Genomic DNA, 18894 nt, shown 5'->3' with positions numbered 1-18894 from the left:
TTTCTTCTGTTATTCCTTGTCAAGCCGTACTTCATCCCACAAATCAGCCGGCTCAAATCCCAGCTTCCAGCATGCCACACCTGCCAGATCGTACTGACGGATCAAATTCATCTTCAGACCGATGGAACGTTCTTCCTCAAGCCACACGGTCTTTTTGCCTTCTTCTGTCTGAAGTTCTCCGTAATACTGTCCCAACTCTTCCTGCCAGTACAGTTTTACATCATTTTTCGTAACCCATTCTTTGGATTTTGCGATACCAATGGCAGAGGATGAAGTCTTTCCATCTGTTCCTTCCGTCCAGATTCTGGTGTAAAAAGGGATACCATTAATAACCTTTTCCTTGGGAACAACTTTTAGTGTATTCTTAATTCCATCTTCCACATATTGAATAGAAGACACAGATCCGGCCTCTCCGCCTGCATAATGTTCATCATAACCCATAATGATCACATAATCGGCTACAATCCCCTGCTCCTTCCGGTTATAAAACTCATTTCCTGCAACGGGCACGTAATTATCCACAGACAGGACAAGACCCTTCTCTCTGCATGGGATGGACAGCTCTCTGATAAACTGAATGTAATGGGAACCCGCTTCCTCTTTTATGCCTTCAAAGTCCAGATTAATGCCGTCAAATCCATAGGTCTTTGCCTCTGTCATCAGGGCATCAATCAGTTTCTTCCTGGTTGATGTTTTAGACATCAGGATCTCCGTATTCACATCTGAACTGAAATTATTAATCAGTGCCCAGACCTTCAATCCTTTTTCATGAGCCTTTTTTACATACCCCGCATCAGCCAGGGAATGAAAACCACCTTCATTATCGGTTAGTTCGTACCATGTTGGCGAAATTACGTTAACCCCAGCGGTATTGGCAATCAGACTGTCAAAGGTAGCATTTCCCTCTGCCGAGGTAACCTGATGCCATACCAGGCAAACCGGCTGATCCATGGTTATATTCTTATAAACCGGCTTTATAAAAGTACTTACAGAAGCCTCTTTTTGCGTTTCTCCAAGGCGTCTGCGTTCTACATAGCCAATAAAGCCGTCCTCTGTTCTGATTTTATCCCATTTGTCCATGGAATCCAGAACCGTCACTTTGCTGCCCTCATTCACATGAGTTGCAATGGCACTCCTGACTCCCCCCTTGATACGCACGTTACCGTCTTTAACAACTGTAGCCCGTTCTTTATCTGTCCAGTTATTATTGATAAACACCCGCTTATTTACGGCTGAATCATACGCGGTAAACTCAGCATCTGTATAGTTAGCAATAAGGCCCAGGGATAAATACACAGTATCCCCTTTCTCCAGAATCAGTGATTTTCCGGAAGAACCTTTTGTATTCTGGTCTGCATAAACAATGGAATCCGGAAGCGTATACACAAGCAGCTTCTCATTGCTGTCCCAGTAAAAACGCTCATTTAAATTTTCATTGATCCAACTGATGGGAAGGTAGGTCTGATCCTCTACAAAAAGACCTTTGGTTTCCTGAAGATTCTCATTTAAAAAAACTGCTACCTCATCCCCTGTGACCCCAAAAATCTCAGTCAAATCTGCCTGCTCACTGGATGGAATATACCGTTCCAAAAACCGGACTCCGAAAAAACCGGCCAGAACCAGCAAAATCAATCCCAGCGCCACCATAACCGGCACTGCTTTCCTCTTCATCTGTTTTCCTCCTGCTTATGGATCATATCTTATGAACTCATTTCTGTAATATCTTTTAGATTATATCATACTTCTTTCTTTTTGGAATTTACATTTTCATTACATTCCGATTCCCCTGTCCCTCCCTGACGCGCATAAATTCATTCTCTCCGGGCTGAAGATGGAATCCGCTGACGCGCCCCTCATACCATGTTTCCTAAAATTACCGGTTGTAGACACGGTCAAATCTGATTTCCTGCAGTTTACCGGTCTCCTCATCAGGAACATAGTCTGCCATATAAAAGCTGTCATCCTCCCTTATTTCAAATATTCTTTCCCAGTCTGTCTCCGGCAGTTCCTCACCGTCGATCACAATGGGAACCCCCTTATTTCTGTACCTTTTCAGTCCTTCCAGATACTGGTCTCTTTTACCTTCTTTCCATATACCACTGTCTTCTTTACTCATATTGCTATCTCCCCGCCGTTTTATCTTTCGTATTTTTAAAATAATTGTTCGTAAAAACTAATGGTCTCAGAAGTGACAGAAAATGGATCTATGGAAAACGGAATTCTTCTGACCGGAACTTTTAATCTTTTTTCCAGACTTGTTCTCGCTTCTTCACTGCCAAATGATACCAGGCTGTCCCAGCTTTTCTCCGTTTTTATCCCCCTCTTCTCAAATTCCAGAAACTCACCAATCTGCCACTCACTAAGACTTCCTATTACAAATTGCCTGCTGCATCGAAAAAACTCCTCCAGATTGCCTTCCTTTGCAGTCCCATAATCCACAATTACAGCATGATAACCGGACTTTTTACACAACAACAGTGTATCAATCCCCGCTTTTCCAAAATAATCTGTCTCTAGCACCCGAAACGGGTTTTCACCTTCTTTTTCACTGGAACAGGCAGACCCCATACACGAAAAGGTCTCATGATGATTCCATTCCAAAACTGCACACCGCATTCTCATCACACCAGATAAATATCCGGCTGTCATGATTGAAAAATGAGTCACTCCGGTCCCTCTTCCGGTACCAATAATACCTATCAATTCAGGGGTCTCGACTTTACCAAACGGGTTACCCAGTTTCCAGCTTCTTTTAGCAAATTTCTTCATAGAAGTTTAACCCTTTCCTTGCAGACAGCGTTCCTTTATCCTTAATTTTTTCATCACATTTTTTCCCCAGCGCATAACTGATAAATCCCATCTTCCTCCTCCCCGGGTTTCCGCCAGGATTTCATTGGTGACAGCCTGAAAAAAAGTCTCCAGTTCATTACTGATTGTAAATGGATCAGAGAAAAATGGGGCTCGAAAAAAAACGGATGCTTGTGCACCTTTCGGGATACAGATTTTTTTATCAATCGTCCAATGATTGTATATGACGGCATAGGGGATCCCGGATCTTGTTACTTCTTCCACAGCTTCAAAGGCATGAATCTGATTCCATATACTGGCATCACACACCAGTATTACAGCATCAGGTGCCATACTAATCGCCTGGCTTAAATTCTCTCCCCAATCCATCAGATGCACCTGAAAGGGTGGATCCTTTAACTTCACTCCCGCTCCGTAATATGGCTTTATAATTAAGTTTCTATAATGCAGCAAACCATAGCTGTCACGCTTTGCCTTCGTGAATTTAAAAAGACCGGCTCCCATAAAAGAGTCCTGTTTTTCTTCCAATAAATTGGGAATTCCTTGATTTTTAAGGTAGACAGACAGGCCGATTCCTATGTGGGTTGTTCCTGCCCCAGATTTGCTCCCTGAAAGAGCAATTGTAAGAGATGATGATTGCAGACGTTTTTTTGCATCCGTTTCCGTTTCTTTTAACCGACGGAGCTGTTCCATAAGCTCCTGCGCCGTTGAATACCTGTTTTCTTTTTCCTTACAGATACATTGCCCGATAACTGCTGCCAGCCCCCGATCCATGGACGATACTGGTATAAAAGGCAGCTCAGGAAATTTCCCAGTGTACAGATAACAAAGGATCGTGCCAATGGCATAAATATCTGTTCTTTCATCAAGCACTGCTTCTGCCTCATATTGTTCCGGTGCAGCGCAGCCCACCGTACCATAACGTTCTCCCGGTTTATTTGCTTCTTTTAACGATGCAGCCAGTCCAAAGTCAATGAGTTTAATGGTATCATGGCATAATAACAGGTTTTTCGGCTGTAAATCTAAATGTAAGATAGGGGTTGTTCCTGCGAGATGCAGGTAATTAATGATGCTGGCAAGCTGAATTCCATAGAAAATGGTCAGCTCCCGCGACAGATGACCCTGTTTTTTCACAAGATCATATAAGGAATCTCCTTCCAAATACTCTTCAATTAAATAACTATAACTTTCATCTTCTTCTACGTCATATATAATGGGAATACCAGGATGGCGCAGCTCCTTTAAAATTAATGCTTCACGCCTGAATTGTTCATAATTGAGAAAGCTTTTGGATACACGTTTCACTGCCCTGTATTCCTCAAGCCCAAGATGAACCGCCAGAAAAACTGTTCCTTCCCGACCGGTTCCCAAGATACCGCATAGTTGATATTTTCCAAACAGTTTTCGACCAAGTATGTAACGCTCTGAAAAGCCTGTTTATGAACGTGATTAGTTGATATTTTTGTTAAAAATGGCGAGTCAAGAAATATGTGCTTATTTTGTAGTACCATTTTAGTACCACAAAGGCGGGCCCGGAATGTCGGATACCCGCCTATATATTCGCGTTTATTTTAGATTGAAAGATATTTTACTCTCTCTCCAAGCTGTTTATAATTATCTCATTGTTGGATATTCCATGGCTATTATAAGTGCATCTGTCGCGTTCCACATCTTCGATTACATTATTAACATAATTTTTTATTGCTACTGAATGAACCATACTTCTAAATAAAAACATAAGATAGAAAAGGGTAAAAAAACAGAACACACCAAAACTATTTTTTATCATCGTGTGAATGCTTTCTGTAATTTCACAATTACGTAAATCACACATTATATTTGCAAATGATATTAATATTTTTTCGAAATTATCATATAGAAGTTTAAACAGAGTAAACATTACTGCAATAAAAGGTATAGATAATTTATCAGTGGCGTTATTAATTTTGATTGTACGTATTAAAAATTTATCTTCTACATCTAATTCTTTACATAATTCTGAAAAATATGTATATAGCCCTTTATACCTATTTTTTTTATCTCGGTATAATTTTTCAATTTGCGAATAACTGGCATTACTTACTCTTACAAAAAATGATCTATACATATTAAATTCTACCATAACCAAGAAAAGCAATACAATATATAACAGCCCAATCATATTGGCACGTGATAATAAAAAAGTAAGAAAAACGTCTATTGTAATGCTAATAAAAATAAATAATTTTTCATTTCTCTTCATTTGTAACTCATCTCCTTTACACCTTTTCCCTCCATAATACACCAAAACTTACTAAAAGTGAAGAGACGGGTTGGCCGCTTCTGAGATTTTGATTATTTAATAAAAGAAAAAAAGACGTCTTGGGATAACCATTTTCAATACACACATTCTTCTATTCTTTTTTCAGTTCTTGCGAATCATCACTTATTGATTGATATTGGTTAGCTTGATTTGACGCATCTGCACTTAACTTTTTTACGTAACTATTCTCAAACTGCTCATAAAACATTCCATGATTACGTCTTTTTCTTCGTAAATTCAAGTATAAGAACACTATTGTTTCTATACAGATAATTACTATTGTTATTATAAATACCCATTCAATTGAAATATTTTCTACCCACTTAATTGGTTTTAGACCATCAAAACCTGTAAAGAATGTTAATGTAACCGTAAGCATAGTCACCATTATAGTTATTAAGCTAGTAAACATTTCATTTTTACTTCTGATTGCTTCTTGATGTATAATTTTTTCAACAATAATATCTTCTTTTTCTTCCACTTGTGGTCGCTCACACAAACCATATATTATTTCTTTTTTTACGTCATCTGAGATTAATCTCATATTGACAAAATCTTTTACCAATATAGCTTTCACGCTTTGAACCGTGTATGCATCTTCTTCGTTTATTTTATTTTGAATGCATATACCCTTAATAATTGTTGCAAAAATTTTATCTTTTACAGTCTTCTCCATTATTATGTAATCTGTACATGTTTCAAGTATTTTCAAATTCGCTTTTCCGACTCGATCAAAATATTCTGCTTTACTAGTTTTCTTGGTCAACCAATTGTTAATTGGCCATGTTATGATAAAGGTTATTATACCAGTTATTATTGATAAACCTACCGGATTGGCAACTATTTTATTTAACATTTCTACGCCCCCTCTTTATTAATTATATACCAAAAATTTCCAAAAGAAAACACCCATCTTTCGACAGGTGTACCATTTATCAGTTATGATTACTACTTTTAGAAAATTACTAGGACCGTCCATAATCCAAATAGATAACGATTCGTTATTGAGTTTCTTTCGGTGGTCGCGCAGTTCTCGTCCTTCATGACGAAAACCTCCTGCAGTCTCCCATCAACCACAAAGTACCGCCCCTTTCCCCCATAACAACCCTTAAAAGGTTCCTACGCTCTTCCCCAGGTACGAACGGCCAAGGGTGTCCACTTTATGATCCCCCAATCAATGCTAATGTTGAATGCCTGGATTCTACGTCATATTTATACCCGATAATTTGTCGGACATCATGTTTGGCTCTTCATCATGTTGAACCTTATTACAGACTCGCCATCAAAGGCGAACGGGGGGATTCATTAAGTGAAGATCCTTTACAGTGCAGTACTTCTTCCCTTCCTTTCCTGTTGCGACCGTCGCAACTCTTCAAGCCACCGCTTATGCTCTTCCATCCGCTCAGCCAATTCATCCCTTACAATGACTGCCCGTTCCGTGGAACTGGTCCAGGTTCTATTAAACCGATCCACACCATTCCCAACAAGCCCCATGCTATAAATACGATCTTCTTCCGGCAAGAACTGCCTTAACCTCTTTGAGTTCTTCGGCTTCCGCAACTCTCTCATGGCCTGGGCTTCATCTTGACGGATCGCTTCACAGGAAACGCCGTATACCCTTCCGACCGCTCTCATGGTCATGTTATCCTGGTACCGCTTCCGGATCACTTCCGGCTGCCGTCCATGTAAGCTGTCCACACATTCCCATAATACCGCCTTAAGCTGCTCATGCTGCAGCCGATCAAGTGCATCCCCTTCCATATCCTCACCGGAAGCAACTCCATCAATTACAGTAATCCCTTCCTCTTCAAATCCCTTTATAGGAGCGTCCAGGCTTCCCAAATTCGCCGTACAGGCGTTCTTATGGATATCTCTAACCTGATCTATACTTAAGCCCATGTGGGCGGCTGTTTCGGCTTCTGACGGCTCCCGTCCATATTCTTTCATGAAGGAATCACAAAGCCGCTTATACTGCCGTAAACGTGCCTGACTTTGAAAGGAAAGACGCAGGGAAGAAGAATTCCGTTCTATGTACCTCACAATGCGCTGTCTGATCCAATACTCTGCATAGGTAAGGAACTTATTCCCGGTGTCCGGGTCATAGCCGTCTATGGCATCATACAGGGCAAGATACCCTTCCTGCTCTAAATCCTCTACCTCTCCCAGTCCCCGGTGCTTCCAGGCGATAGAATGAATAAAGGCTTTTACCTGCTCATACAAAGCAAGCATATTATCTGCCGAATCAATCCCGGCTTTAATCCTGATTACAAGTTGCTCGTTGGTCATGTCCTAATCTCCCCCTTGCTTCGTTCTTGCTTCGATTCCTTTGTTCGCTCTCTGTTCGTTAATTCTCCGGGCTTTGTCCGGGCTTCAATACTATAAATGCCTTACCTTGTCTGACTGAGAATTCGCTCCAATTCATCAAGCTTTTTCTGCTGCTCGTCTGTTCGGATCGCAGACAATACCGCATTGCAGCCAAGTATAATGGTGTTGGCTGTCTTGTTATCTATTTCACCGTTAACAGCCATATTCATCACCCTGGAAAGCGTTCGGCGTACCTCCGTGGCCGTCCCGGTCTTAAGTCTTATATGTGCCATCTAATCACCTCTCATTCTGTTAATCCTCCCTCACCGGAAGAGTGCACAATCGCATACATGAACTTATCCCATTCCTGGGTCTTCATTTCCGGAGCCTGATAATTCTCTCCGGAAAGAAGCTCCAGGAGCTCCGAACAGGATTTACCCATGTATGGATTATCTTTTCTCAAACGCTCAACAATTCTTACCTTGGGAAGAGCTCTCATAATTAACCGATCTATCTTATCCATGTGCCTTATCCTACCTTCCATGGCAGAAACGCCCCAGGCAATCACAGGGAAAGTCCGGGGCGCTCCTCTTATTCGTCTAATGGCTCGTTATTTCTTCCAGCTGCATCCTGCAGCATTGATCCAGAACGATTGATCTTTCTTAGGTGGTCATACCCATCTGAATCAGGTGCTAACGCATCCCTTAACGCACCGCCGTGTCTTATTCCCACATATACACCATTAATGTATCTCTCTCCTGTTTCCGGGTTTGTATAATCTTTATAGGTCATATTCATCACTCCTTCATAATCTCTAATGTTATCAGTAACCGCATGGTATCTGCCTGTTCAATGTCCCGGTTAAACTCCTGGGATACATGCTTCATAAGATCGTCCATGGCTGATACATTGTGGTCAATCCTGTCAATTCCAAATATCTCCATCACGCCCTGGATATTCCCTTTCACAAATACTTTCCGCAGCAAGTTCATGGTATAGTAGTCCTGCCGGAACGGTTCTACCAACTCGGTAAGTTCTTCAAGGGTCATGGAATCCCCGATAGTCTTAAGGAGCTGCAGGGCATTGTTCAACTTTATATCGAAAGCCTGATCCCTGGCTCCTACCGTCTTACCCTTCAACAACTCATTCTTTGCGTCCTCTGTGATCTTCTTAGCCTTTGAAATAAGCTCCTCCTGGATCGCCTTACAGGCCTGTTTCTCCTGTGTAATCAGAGTGCGCTTAAAATCATCGGAATAACGCTCATCCTTCATGATGGAAGCTGTCTTTTCTTTCATGGCTTCACGCAGCGCATTGAATTCTCTTATAATCTTCCTAATCTCTTCTACAAACTTAACCATATTATTTTCCTCTCCTTCTCTAAGCAATCAATTCCAGGTTATCCCCCAGGCGGTCCGTTACGAACTGTACAAAGCTGTCCATGGACATTGAAACACTGGCCAATCCTTGATTGAAAGTATAAATGTTCATGCTCTGATCCACATTGTCCCGGAGCTGCCCCAGGAGCCGCCTGTTATACTCCCGATTATCTGCCGGGATCAGAAGGGCGCAATCTTTCAAGGCTATGTTTTCACTCTTAGCCAGGACCGTTTTAATAAGCGCCAGGGCACTATAATCTCCTGTGTATGTATCAATGATGTTCTGTACGTCCTCTTTTTCGGTAACGGCTCCCATTTCCAACATCTTCACCACATTGGTAAGTCCTGCCTGGTATCCGGCATCAAAGAGTTTCCCGGTGCTGCCCTTCTTCCACCGCTCCGCCAGTCCTTCAAGCCCCTGGTCAATGGCTGCTATTGCCTTATCATGATAGAGCTTTACTGTAGGGGCAAAACTGTCAAGAAGCTGCTTCACTGCCTGCTCCCTGCCGATCTCCGTATAGGCTACATTCCTTTGTATCTGTGCCACCTGGGCTTGCACCGTTTCATATCGGTTCTTGAATTCCTTAAAAAGATTGATTAACTCTGTTTTCTTACCCATTGTATATCCTTCCTTTCCTACTGGATCACTACATTAATTGCCTTGGAGCCTTTCATCGTCTGCTCCACATCATAGCTGACACTCTGGCCAGTTTCTAAAGTCTTATATCCATCAGTTAAAATATCTGAATAATGCACGAACGCATTCTTTCCGTCTGATCCGGCTATGAAGCCGTAACCCTTCTTCTGATCGAACCATTCTACTTTTCCGGTAAACATTCCTTCCACTCCTTCCTCTCTGAATTATGCAAACAAAAAAAGACGCAGGAACAACGAACCATCAATTTGATGAATCGCTATTCCCACGCCTTATTATGGCTTCCAGGCTGTCACCTGGGGTACTCGTCAATATTTTGTTTGCTTATAGTTATTATAACAGATGGGGAGGGGGTATGCAAGCGGAAAGCTAGGTTTCATCAGCTTTACAACCATTTTTATATACAATTATCAGAGTATAAAAACGGACCATTTTAGCTCGATCATGCTATAAACCAACCTATTTTTGATCGTTTAGATTATTAATAAACCTATTAACCGTTTGCATCAAAATTCTGTTTGACACTTTTATTCTAAATAGTCTCTTACCAACTTCAACAACATCTCTTTATCTAACTTTAAATTTTTTAATTTTGGGTTAAGCTCATCTGTATAATATGTGTGTTTATCTCTATTCTTCATTACCTCGACAGAGAAAACCACATAGTCATTACCAATCTTACTAAAACATTCATATATTTCTGCAGGTATAAATCCTGCATAGGTTATATATAGATTTCTATATTCATTCCAGTCTCTTTCTACTCTATCGCAAACATCATCAGGAATACTATAATCACTATCTTTATTCTTTACCTCTAAACAGATCCCAATCCCTAGAGAACCTTCTATTACTTTTACTGCCAGTGGCACAATTTCTTTAAAAATGGGTAATTTCATTTCAAATGCCAGCCGTTTTTTTTCGTATGATAAGTCATTCATTACCTTAATCTTATTAAGCTCTGCCGTAAGCTGTGCCTTATATTCTTCCATTTCTTTGTCATACCTTGCTGTTACCTTCTTCATGTAGTAATCTGTCCAGAACTTTGCCAAAAATGTGGATATTGATATAATTATTACTCCGGCTCCTCCAACTGAAAGTACTACTTTTCCAATCCATTCAAATAGTTCATTCATGTATTTTCCTCCATGCGAATTTAGTAAAACCTCAAAAAGGGAAGCACCATGTTTTGAGGTAATCCTTCCAAAATATATCTTTTAAAAGTACTTGTTATTAATATAATAAGCAATGTTATCATAATCACCATAAACGAACTTACGATTTATGCCAATAAAATCTAACTCACTTAATATTTCTTTTTGGTTTTCAACTTTAATAGTAACATCAGGAGAAATATTTTGTCTCAACAAATTTGTAGGCCCTTCCCCATCATCTACAATCGAATAGGCTAAAAATAACTGATAGATAAATAAACCTTCTTGATTCCGGATTCTATCAAATTTGTAAGGCGTTTTATATATTAAATTTGGCATTAATGGTAACCTTACATTGCATTCTTCGGCAATGTATGGACTGCATAGCGTGATTAAAAATTCCTTTAATAAGCTTAGATAGATTAAAACAAGAACTGACTCTTCTTTCCAATCAGTTGTAACTTTTACTCCATGCATTTGTATTATGTCCATTAAGTTTTTGTTACAAATGTCAATATCATTTGCTTCCATATTTATCATATTTTCACAAGTCTTCATATATTCATTAAAAAATATTAAGACTTCTCGTGCTAATGTATTATTTAATTTACTACATTCTTCTATTAAAGAATCCCTATATTGATAAAAGCTAAAGTTGCTTAACGTATTTTTAAATATTTTTTTAAATAGTTTTTCTGTATCGATATTTGTAATAAACTTTTCAAGAAAATTATAACAATTACCAACCGGCATAAAGTTATCAACAATTTCTTTAGATATATCAATTGTATTATTAATATTAAATAGATAGATATAACCAGAATCTTTACTTAATAAATCATCCGAACCATCACAAGCAAAAAATAATGCCACTAACGGTGAAGTGGTTATATCAATTAAATTTGTAGCCAAACCATGGTGTTGACTAAATGCAATAAAATTTTTTCTTTCAAAATCGCTTACATTTGTTGCTATTTCCGAATAATAATTATTAATTATTTTTTCATAAAAGTCATATCCATTCTTAAGTAACTTATTTGTATCACGACGTAATAAAGATGAAGATATTGAATTATATTTTTTATTTTCCCCTCTAAAATAATAATCTACCAATTTTTCATTCTTTATCAATTCTATATACCCGTTTAGTGAATGAATAGTATATTCTTTATTATCAGCCATTGGTAATCCTTTCAGTCTCAGAGTTGACTATAATATTTCAAAGAGACATTTGTATTTATTTTATTATAGAGTATAATAGAATAATTTTAAATAACTTTACAATAATTAAAAATATATACAACACAGAAAAGCACCCAGTTTCCCAGGTGCTCCCTCTCATTCTTTCACTTCAATATATGCTTTTTTAAACTGCCCTTCCTGATTCCTGGCAACCTTCAGACTTTTAACCTCTGGCCGGAGCCTGTCCAATATCCGCTTAAGCTCCTCCGGTTGCTCATAAGATACTTTAATCTTTACCATAGCTATTACCTCACCAAATAGCCGAAAGCCGCCGCCAGTAGACAATTAATGGCCATTGAGCAAATAGTAAGCCTGTATAAGAAAACATTCATGATTCCTCTCTTCCTGTTGCGATATCGCAACTCCGCTACCGGTAGTATTGGCAGCACACCGGGTTAATCTTCTTTCTCCTGATCCCGGAGAAGAAGCTCCGCAACGTCCCGATCACAGTTGTGCCTGTCCATGACCTCATACAATTTGAGTTCCTGGGTCACATCTGAATCCTGATTAAATCTCTCTGACTTCTTCTTTCTGTCTCTTTCCGCCCGTTTTCCCTGCATGATCCCATATCGAAAAGCTACACAAATTGCAACCATAATGCCATATCCTCTATCCATGATCGCACACAAAACCTGACGATCGCTATCATTTATTATATTGTGTAATGCCTTTTCTATCTCATTCTGAATAGCGGTTGCCTTAAGCTGCTCTCTTAACTCCTGCAACTCCTCCGTGGCATTATCATAACTTTCTATCATGCGCTTATACTGCTCAACCGGAACCAAGACTATTTTATGCATATTGCTTTCCTTTCTGCATTTCTGCCTGTGTAGCCTTCATTCCCTGCATATATCCCAAACGAAAAAGAGAATCTCCGAATCTAAGGCTATCAGAGTAATGGTGATGAAGTTCTACGATCTGGCTTACTGAAATTGAAAAGCGACTAGGCACTTCCACACCTTCTGCCTTTTTAATTGCATTTTTAGTAATCATGATATTTTCTTCTCCTTCCCATTATCTGAATTTCTATGTTTATCTATGGTGTCAAATATGACTTGGAAAAGCCTTAATATGTAAGGAGCATTGGTTTCGACAACGCCAGTCATTATATCTTCTTTGTACTCCTGGTACCCTTCGTCAGTCATTTTCAGACATTCACAAATAATCTCATTTACTGACGGAGTGATTTCTTTAATGAATTGCTCATATTTCATACTGTAGCCCTCTCCTTCACTGTTCTTGTCCTCTTAACACGCTTCTCGCTACTAATAAATGATAGGCAATGATTCACTAGCTCTCTGGCTCCAATATACTGACCATAGGTTGCTTTATCATCTATGAACGAACGCCTAAGATCAGCTATATACCCGACATCATATTTCATAAAAACATCTGCAGCATGGCTGCCGTTTTCTTGGCAACGTTGTATATATCTGGCTCTCTCTAACAACTCATTAATCATTGTCCGGTGTCTATATCTGCAAAAATCAAGCATAATTAATTTAGGGCACATCAGCACTGACATAGAAAGTCCTGCATACTTAGAAATATTGTAAATTTCTCCTAGCAATAATTCTTCCTGCCCCTTTAATACTTCCTGCAATAATTCTCCGGTTACCTCCGCAAAATTAGCAAATGTAGAAACATGGTAAGGATGATATGTAATTATTTCTACCAAATTAGGATAATACATAAAATTACCTCTTTCCTTCTGCCGGGAAAGTATGCTACTATAAACCTGTGTGTTTATGTAGCGGCTCCGGCTGCTATGGCCTTGCGGGGAAGGTGGTGCTTCCTGTGGGGCCTTTTTATTTTTTTAGAGGACTATACATTCAATTTCCACGCTTTACGAATAAATAGCAGTTGTTGAGGAGTGAACTCCTCTTGTGGTATTTCGCTTAATGCCACTTTGCGACACTCATGGACCACTAAGCCCATTGTATCCAAATTGCAACCACCGTCTGGAAAATATTTATTACAAGCATTCTGGTAGTTCTCTTCAATCTGGTCATCATTCAGGTGTTTTCTAATGATTTTACAGATTTCCCTTTCCATTTCGAAATATGCACCACTGTTCATTTTTAGGTCATTCCTCTCCGAACTCTTTATTTATCCATTGTTCAAACGCTACTGGATCAGAAAGAATACGCTGAGTCTCTTCCTGTTCTGCCCTCTGTTTCTCCCTTTTTTCTTCTAAAAGAATTTCTGAATCTATCTCTTTTGGGTAGTGTTTTGGTTCTACTTCTTCCTCTGATTCTGGTGCATACTCAGGATGATGTTTTGCGTAAGCCCTCAACGCCCTGAGTATGGTTTTTCTCTCAATAGGCTTGCTATAAAGCGTCCATCTATCATCTTGCATTTGGTCGTAAAATTCTTTAATTCCCTCCTGGGTAAGGTTTACTTTATTCTTGGTGACTATAACCTCTAACTGCTTAGCCGAAAACAAATCACCGGCGGGCGGCTCGGCCTTTGCCGCAGCCGAAGCCGCTTGTCGGTCAACAGAATCAAAAACAGTCTGTTCTGTTTCTGTTTTAGATTTTACATCTAAAGTCTTACTTTTATTTGACTTTAGATGTAAATCTGTATCTGTTTTTGTTCTTGTTATTATATCGTCACTATTTGACATGCTTACATCACATTGTGACGTTGCCTTTTCTCGTTCTCTTTTTCGTCTCATTCGTTCCGCAGAACTGCCTTCACTGCCGCTCATTTTTGCGGCCTGAGGAAAGAAAAAGCTACCTTCTTCCTGTTCAATCATTAACTCATGGCCAATTAGAAAATTCATAACCTTCTTGATCAGTTCTGTTTTTTCCGCTTCATCTTCAGAAATATCTATAGCTATCTCCTCTTCAAAAGTATCTTCTAGCCCTTCAAATTTCATATAGCAATTGTTTTCAAGACTTTTAAGCATCATCTTTTGATAGATAATCAAAGCAAGGTCACCAAATTTCCTTCTTAATGCCCTGACCTTCTTATCTTGAAAAAATGCAAATTGTAACTGCAGCCACCAGAGACGCCCATTTGATTCACTTCTCATTCTTTGTCTCCATCATCACGCAGTCTAGTTGTAACAATTACATCCCATCCTTGCTTCACCCATGGTTGCATAATCTGTATAGCCTCTTCGTATGTACTTGGGAAGACTTTAGGGTTAAAAATATCATCAACATCATGTTTCGGCCCACATAATATGGTCACTTGATAATACCTATCCTTCATATATTTCTACCTCCTCTAATCCAACTCTTTCAAAGAAGTACTTCCGTGGGACTCTTCCTGCTCTGATTATGAATCCCTTGGCCTTAAGCTCCCCGTTCATTTCCTGGATCAGCTTATAGCCGTGACGCTCTGAACAGTCCATAATTTCCGCTACTTCGGCGGCATTAATCATTAATTTACTCAATGTACTATCTCCTTTCTTTTTGCGTGCTCTGCATCAATTACTTTTCGCAACTTAGCCAGTTCCTGATCAATACTTTCTAACTCCGGCTCATACTCTGGCCGCCAACTTATGCCCGAATGCTCTATAATAAACATTCTGCGATCTACCAGTGCTAAATACCGTATTACCTCCGCTGCTGTCATAATGAAACTCCTTTTTCTGTTGCGATATCGCAACTTTTTTCTTCTAAGCCAGAACGGCATATACTTCTCAGAACTGAGAACCTGGGAGAATTCCCTTGGTTGATGTGATTTTCTATGAGTGCTATTTCTACCCATTCCATGCCCCGGCCCGGTGCGTTATTCTATAATTTCTTCTGCATCCAATTTTAAAGCCTTGCATATACGAACCAAGGTGTCTTTAGCGCAAGATTTACCACACCTTATACCGCTTATTGTAGCCCTAGAAAGCCCCGTAAGCTCTGCAAGCTGATTCGCATTAATATCTCTATCCATCATAGCAATCACCAGTTTCTTACGATCTATTCTCATTTTAGATTCCTCCCTTCATATTAGCTTGACAAAAACATTTGCTTTTGTTATTCTGATATTACCAAAAACATTTGCTTTTGTCAATTAGTTTTTAGAAACATTTGCTTTTGTTTTTATCTAATATATGCTACACTAACACTGAGGTGATAAAATGGAGAAATCTTTAATTGGTGATAACATAAGAAAATTTAGGAAAGAAAAGAATTTAACTCAAAAAGAACTTGGTGATTTATTGGACATGTCAGAAGTAATGATTGGGCAATACGAAAGAGGTGATAGAAATCCTAAAATTGATACTCTTCGACGCATTGCGAAAGCATTAAGTGTTGAGTTATACGATTTAGCAGATTGGAGCCAATATTCAACGGAAGATTTTATAGCAGATTTTACTATTTCAATTGATGAGCAAAATGAAATGTTAATATTGTCGAAAGAAGAAGCGCAAAAAAGACTAGATGAAGAGCTTTTAGACTATGTTCATTTATTAAATGAGATTAACCAAGAGAAAGTTGTAAAATATGCTTATGACCTTACTAAAATACCTGAATATTTAAAAAAGAATAAATAAGTTTTTGTACTAAAAAAAGCACCAGGAGCTGCGAACTCCCAGAGCTTTTAAATAAATGTCACTCATCAACCAAAGGCTGATAAAATGAATCTCTAAACAAAGTCATTATATCACAGCCTTTTCTTAAATGCACCCAAAAACAGGTGTTCGAATATGAAAGGAATGATATTATGCCAGTTTATAAAGACGAGGTACGGGGTACGTATTATTGCAAATTTTACTATACGGATTATGCAGGAAAAAGGCAGCAGAAGAAAAAGAGGGGCTTTAAGCTCCAGAGAGATGCCAAAGAATGGGAAAGATCTTTTTTATCACAAAACAGTTCCAGTCTTTCAATGACATTTAAAGATTTCACTGAAATATACTTTGAAGATATGGAAAATCGTTTAAAACAATCCACAATCATTTGTAAACAAAATATTGTTATCAACAAATTAATGCCATTCTTCGGAGATATCCCTATGGATAAGATAACGCCGCAGGTTATAAGAACTTGGCAAAATGAGGTACTATCTCACAGAGACGAAAAAGACAATCCCTTTAGCCCCATTTACCTTCGTGCTATGGATAAACAACTGAGGTGTATATTTAATTATGCAGTCACCTATTATGGCCTGAAAGCAAGCCCTTGCAAAAAAGCCGGATCTATTGGAAGCTCTGACAACGGAAAAGAAATGTCATTCTGGACAAAAGAAGAATTTGATAAATTTATAAACGCTGTTGACGATCCAGGATTGAACCAAGCGTTCACGGTCCTATACTACACAGGTATGCGAGTTGGGGAAATGCTTGCTCTTACATGGGCGGATATAGATCTTGTAAATCGTGTTATTAGCATAACTAAAACATATCACCGTTTTGGATCAGACGATATTATAACCACTCCCAAAACACGGCGCAGCGTAAGAAAGGTTCCCATCCCTCCATTTTTGTGTGATAGGCTTATGCGATACAAACAAAGACACTATAAGCCAGACGAAAAAGACAGGGCATTTCAATATACCAAAGTAATTTTGGGCAGGAAATTAAGGGCATACTGCGCACTGGCCGGAGTTAAGCGCATCCGGGTTCATGACTTAAGACATAGCCATGTATCACTCTTAATTAATCTGGATTCCAAACCAATTCTAATTGCTGAACGAATAGGGGACTCTGTTGACATGGTAAATAATGTTTACGGCCACCTATTCCCGAACGAGCATTCCGCCCTGGTGGACAAATTAGAAGAATTGAATAATAGTACCAAAATAGTGCCAAAGCAAAAAAATAAGCCATCAAAATCCCTTATTTAAAGGCATTCTAGGCTTTTCTGATATTTTCCAAACAGAACGGTGCTTACTAAAATCACCTCCTTGTGCCTGTTCAATATCATCTCTTGGGAATTATTGTAATATAATATTCCTTTATTTTCAACCATTTTATAATTTTTTTACATTTTCTTTTCCATTTATTAAAATCGAAAAAGTAAGCATCGGAAAATGTTTTCTAATTGACAACCAGCAAAAGAAGTGATATTTTTTAGTTAGTTTCATCTAACCCGCATTACAAATCAGGAGGTCTTATTTGTGAAAAATAAAAATATCCCATTTAGAATCGGACATGTGTTAATTCAAGTCACAAATCTTGAAACAGCCATCAGACAATATCAAGATATGGGGTTTCAAATTGTACCGGGAGGTGTTCCTGGTAAGATACATAATGCTTTGATTTATTTAAATGATGGCTCCTTTCTGGAACTGTTCTCCACGAATCACGGAAGAGTTGTTAACCCACTTCTTAAATTCATGGTTAAAATAATAGGATTATGGAACCCGTCTTATTCCAGCCGTCTTGCACGTTACCTGCCAGGACAGGAGGGATTAAGAGATTATGCTTTGGATTCTGTTCCCGGTACTCAGTATCAGGAAAATATAGATAGGCTTCTTAAAAATGGACTGAAATTATCGAAACTACGCCCAAAGTCCAGGACTGAACATCATGGAATTAAACTCAAATGGACACTCTGTTGTCCAGACAGCATTCATCTGCCCTTTTTGATGAGCGAATATCATCCATCTCCAATCATTGAAGAACAAGATACCTCTCATGCCAACGGAGCCGCCTCAATCCATGAAATCACGATCTCAACCAGTGAATGGAGCAAAACTTACGAGGAATATACCCTGCTTCTTGGAATTAAGCCTTCCGTAACGCTGGGGAAAAATGGCCGTAGCTGTTTGTTTCCAATCCAAAGGGCTTCTATCCATCTGGCTGAAAATAAAAAAGATGGAATTGACTATATCATTCTGACCCGTAACCATCAAGGTGAAAATCGAGAACAATCAGCAGCCACTACGCCGTTTATCCTCTTTACCGAAAGTCAGATTGTTTAAACTTATGATTAAAAACGGGATCTTTCTGCATATAATATACGTTTTCGAATTTGCAGCCCAAAACATAGTTTTATTTCCTAAAATATGCCTATTTGCAGTAGTATCATTTTAGTATCAAAGTGATAACACTTTACTTGCAAATAAAGTACTTATGTATTAGAATAGTATTAAAGGAACAAC

General features: G+C 38.9%; 29 protein-coding genes. 3 read left to right on the top strand and 26 right to left on the bottom strand.

Going from position 1 to position 18894, the window contains the following annotated elements; genetic code table 11:
* Positions 1 to 9: 9 nt before the first annotated feature.
* The 26 genes from ABS301_RS22900 to ABS301_RS22775 form a co-directional block, all read right to left on the bottom strand.
* On the bottom strand, positions 10 to 1671 hold the full coding sequence (locus tag ABS301_RS22900; RefSeq protein WP_349674389.1) for a glycosyl hydrolase family 18 protein: 1662 nt from the start codon (positions 1669 to 1671) through the stop codon (positions 10 to 12).
* Between the two features lie 202 nt (positions 1672 to 1873).
* Entirely contained in the window at positions 1874 to 2116 is a 243-nt protein-coding gene (locus ABS301_RS22895) for a hypothetical protein (RefSeq protein ID WP_349674388.1), read from the bottom strand.
* A gap of 35 nt (positions 2117 to 2151) precedes the next feature.
* Positions 2152 to 2769: a hypothetical protein gene (locus ABS301_RS22890; protein WP_349674387.1), complete on the bottom strand. Its 618-nt coding sequence runs from the start codon at positions 2767 to 2769 to the stop codon at positions 2152 to 2154.
* 6 nt (positions 2770 to 2775) lie between these two features.
* On the bottom strand, positions 2776 to 4209 hold the full coding sequence (locus ABS301_RS22885; RefSeq protein WP_349674438.1) for a serine/threonine protein kinase: 1434 nt from the start codon (positions 4207 to 4209) through the stop codon (positions 2776 to 2778).
* 187 nt (positions 4210 to 4396) lie between these two features.
* Positions 4397 to 5050 carry a hypothetical protein gene (locus tag ABS301_RS22880; RefSeq protein ID WP_349674386.1) on the bottom strand — a complete coding sequence of 218 codons (654 nt, stop codon included), beginning with the start codon at positions 5048 to 5050 and terminating at the stop codon, positions 4397 to 4399.
* A 151-nt stretch (positions 5051 to 5201) separates the two neighbouring features.
* Positions 5202 to 5966, bottom strand: coding sequence for a hypothetical protein (locus tag ABS301_RS22875; protein ID WP_349674385.1), 765 nt, complete (start codon positions 5964 to 5966; stop codon positions 5202 to 5204).
* A gap of 464 nt (positions 5967 to 6430) precedes the next feature.
* Positions 6431 to 7396 (bottom strand): sigma-70 family RNA polymerase sigma factor, encoded by a 966-nt coding sequence (locus tag ABS301_RS22870; protein WP_349674384.1) that lies wholly within the window; start codon positions 7394 to 7396, stop codon positions 6431 to 6433.
* Between the two features lie 101 nt (positions 7397 to 7497).
* Positions 7498 to 7707 carry a hypothetical protein gene (locus ABS301_RS22865; RefSeq protein ID WP_349674383.1) on the bottom strand — a complete coding sequence of 70 codons (210 nt, stop codon included), beginning with the start codon at positions 7705 to 7707 and terminating at the stop codon, positions 7498 to 7500.
* 11 nt (positions 7708 to 7718) lie between these two features.
* Complete coding sequence (locus ABS301_RS22860; protein WP_349674382.1) at positions 7719 to 7937, bottom strand: hypothetical protein; 219 nt, start codon at positions 7935 to 7937, stop codon at positions 7719 to 7721.
* A 68-nt stretch (positions 7938 to 8005) separates the two neighbouring features.
* Complete coding sequence (locus ABS301_RS22855; RefSeq protein ID WP_349674381.1) at positions 8006 to 8206, bottom strand: hypothetical protein; 201 nt, start codon at positions 8204 to 8206, stop codon at positions 8006 to 8008.
* Positions 8207 to 8211: 5 nt separating this feature from the next.
* On the bottom strand, positions 8212 to 8772 hold the full coding sequence (locus tag ABS301_RS22850) for a hypothetical protein (protein WP_349674380.1): 561 nt from the start codon (positions 8770 to 8772) through the stop codon (positions 8212 to 8214).
* A gap of 19 nt (positions 8773 to 8791) precedes the next feature.
* Positions 8792 to 9409, bottom strand: coding sequence for a hypothetical protein (locus ABS301_RS22845; protein WP_349674379.1), 618 nt, complete (start codon positions 9407 to 9409; stop codon positions 8792 to 8794).
* A 17-nt stretch (positions 9410 to 9426) separates the two neighbouring features.
* Positions 9427 to 9627: a cold-shock protein gene (locus ABS301_RS22840; RefSeq protein WP_349674378.1), complete on the bottom strand. Its 201-nt coding sequence runs from the start codon at positions 9625 to 9627 to the stop codon at positions 9427 to 9429.
* A gap of 345 nt (positions 9628 to 9972) precedes the next feature.
* Complete coding sequence (locus ABS301_RS22835) at positions 9973 to 10581, bottom strand: hypothetical protein (RefSeq protein ID WP_349674377.1); 609 nt, start codon at positions 10579 to 10581, stop codon at positions 9973 to 9975.
* 81 nt (positions 10582 to 10662) lie between these two features.
* Complete coding sequence (locus tag ABS301_RS22830; RefSeq protein ID WP_349674376.1) at positions 10663 to 11781, bottom strand: FRG domain-containing protein; 1119 nt, start codon at positions 11779 to 11781, stop codon at positions 10663 to 10665.
* A 156-nt stretch (positions 11782 to 11937) separates the two neighbouring features.
* Entirely contained in the window at positions 11938 to 12081 is a 144-nt protein-coding gene (locus tag ABS301_RS22825) for a hypothetical protein (RefSeq protein WP_349674375.1), read from the bottom strand.
* Between the two features lie 155 nt (positions 12082 to 12236).
* On the bottom strand, positions 12237 to 12641 hold the full coding sequence (locus ABS301_RS22820; protein ID WP_349674374.1) for a hypothetical protein: 405 nt from the start codon (positions 12639 to 12641) through the stop codon (positions 12237 to 12239).
* On the bottom strand, positions 12634 to 12834 hold the full coding sequence (locus ABS301_RS22815) for a hypothetical protein (RefSeq protein ID WP_349674373.1): 201 nt from the start codon (positions 12832 to 12834) through the stop codon (positions 12634 to 12636). Before ABS301_RS22815 ends, ABS301_RS22820 begins: the two co-directional genes overlap by 8 nt.
* Positions 12831 to 13055 (bottom strand): hypothetical protein, encoded by a 225-nt coding sequence (locus ABS301_RS22810; protein WP_349674372.1) that lies wholly within the window; start codon positions 13053 to 13055, stop codon positions 12831 to 12833. Before ABS301_RS22810 ends, ABS301_RS22815 begins: the two co-directional genes overlap by 4 nt.
* On the bottom strand, positions 13052 to 13534 hold the full coding sequence (locus tag ABS301_RS22805; RefSeq protein WP_349674371.1) for a hypothetical protein: 483 nt from the start codon (positions 13532 to 13534) through the stop codon (positions 13052 to 13054). The genes ABS301_RS22810 and ABS301_RS22805 overlap by 4 nt, the downstream gene beginning before the upstream one ends.
* A 131-nt stretch (positions 13535 to 13665) precedes the next feature.
* Positions 13666 to 13920: a hypothetical protein gene (locus tag ABS301_RS22800; RefSeq protein ID WP_349674370.1), complete on the bottom strand. Its 255-nt coding sequence runs from the start codon at positions 13918 to 13920 to the stop codon at positions 13666 to 13668.
* A gap of 7 nt (positions 13921 to 13927) precedes the next feature.
* Positions 13928 to 14878 carry a phage replisome organizer N-terminal domain-containing protein gene (locus tag ABS301_RS22795; RefSeq protein ID WP_349674369.1) on the bottom strand — a complete coding sequence of 317 codons (951 nt, stop codon included), beginning with the start codon at positions 14876 to 14878 and terminating at the stop codon, positions 13928 to 13930.
* Positions 14875 to 15060 (bottom strand): hypothetical protein, encoded by a 186-nt coding sequence (locus ABS301_RS22790; protein ID WP_349674368.1) that lies wholly within the window; start codon positions 15058 to 15060, stop codon positions 14875 to 14877. Before ABS301_RS22790 ends, ABS301_RS22795 begins: the two co-directional genes overlap by 4 nt.
* Positions 15050 to 15244: a DNA-binding protein gene (locus ABS301_RS22785; protein ID WP_349674367.1), complete on the bottom strand. Its 195-nt coding sequence runs from the start codon at positions 15242 to 15244 to the stop codon at positions 15050 to 15052. The genes ABS301_RS22790 and ABS301_RS22785 overlap by 11 nt, the downstream gene beginning before the upstream one ends.
* Entirely contained in the window at positions 15241 to 15426 is a 186-nt protein-coding gene (locus ABS301_RS22780) for a hypothetical protein (protein WP_349674366.1), read from the bottom strand. The genes ABS301_RS22785 and ABS301_RS22780 overlap by 4 nt, the downstream gene beginning before the upstream one ends.
* A gap of 156 nt (positions 15427 to 15582) precedes the next feature.
* Positions 15583 to 15774 carry a helix-turn-helix domain-containing protein gene (locus ABS301_RS22775; RefSeq protein ID WP_349674365.1) on the bottom strand — a complete coding sequence of 64 codons (192 nt, stop codon included), beginning with the start codon at positions 15772 to 15774 and terminating at the stop codon, positions 15583 to 15585.
* A gap of 151 nt (positions 15775 to 15925) precedes the next feature.
* On the opposite strand from ABS301_RS22775, the gene ABS301_RS22770 reads away from it, so the two are divergent.
* The 3 genes from ABS301_RS22770 (at position 15926) to ABS301_RS22760 (ending at position 18714) form a co-directional block, all read left to right on the top strand.
* On the top strand, positions 15926 to 16342 hold the full coding sequence (locus tag ABS301_RS22770) for a helix-turn-helix domain-containing protein (RefSeq protein ID WP_349674364.1): 417 nt from the start codon (positions 15926 to 15928) through the stop codon (positions 16340 to 16342).
* A 170-nt stretch (positions 16343 to 16512) separates the two neighbouring features.
* Positions 16513 to 17634, top strand: a complete 1122-nt coding sequence (locus ABS301_RS22765; RefSeq protein ID WP_349674363.1) for a site-specific integrase — start codon at positions 16513 to 16515, stop codon at positions 17632 to 17634.
* A 273-nt stretch (positions 17635 to 17907) separates the two neighbouring features.
* Positions 17908 to 18714: a VOC family protein gene (locus tag ABS301_RS22760; RefSeq protein ID WP_349674362.1), complete on the top strand. Its 807-nt coding sequence runs from the start codon at positions 17908 to 17910 to the stop codon at positions 18712 to 18714.
* The last annotated feature ends 180 nt before the right edge of the window (positions 18715 to 18894 follow it).

The organism is Lacrimispora sp. (assembly GCF_031982545.1).
Lineage (GTDB): Bacteria > Bacillota > Clostridia > Lachnospirales > Lachnospiraceae > Lacrimispora.
Note: the sequence above shows the minus strand (reverse complement) of the source record. Positions and strands in the feature narration are given on the sequence as shown.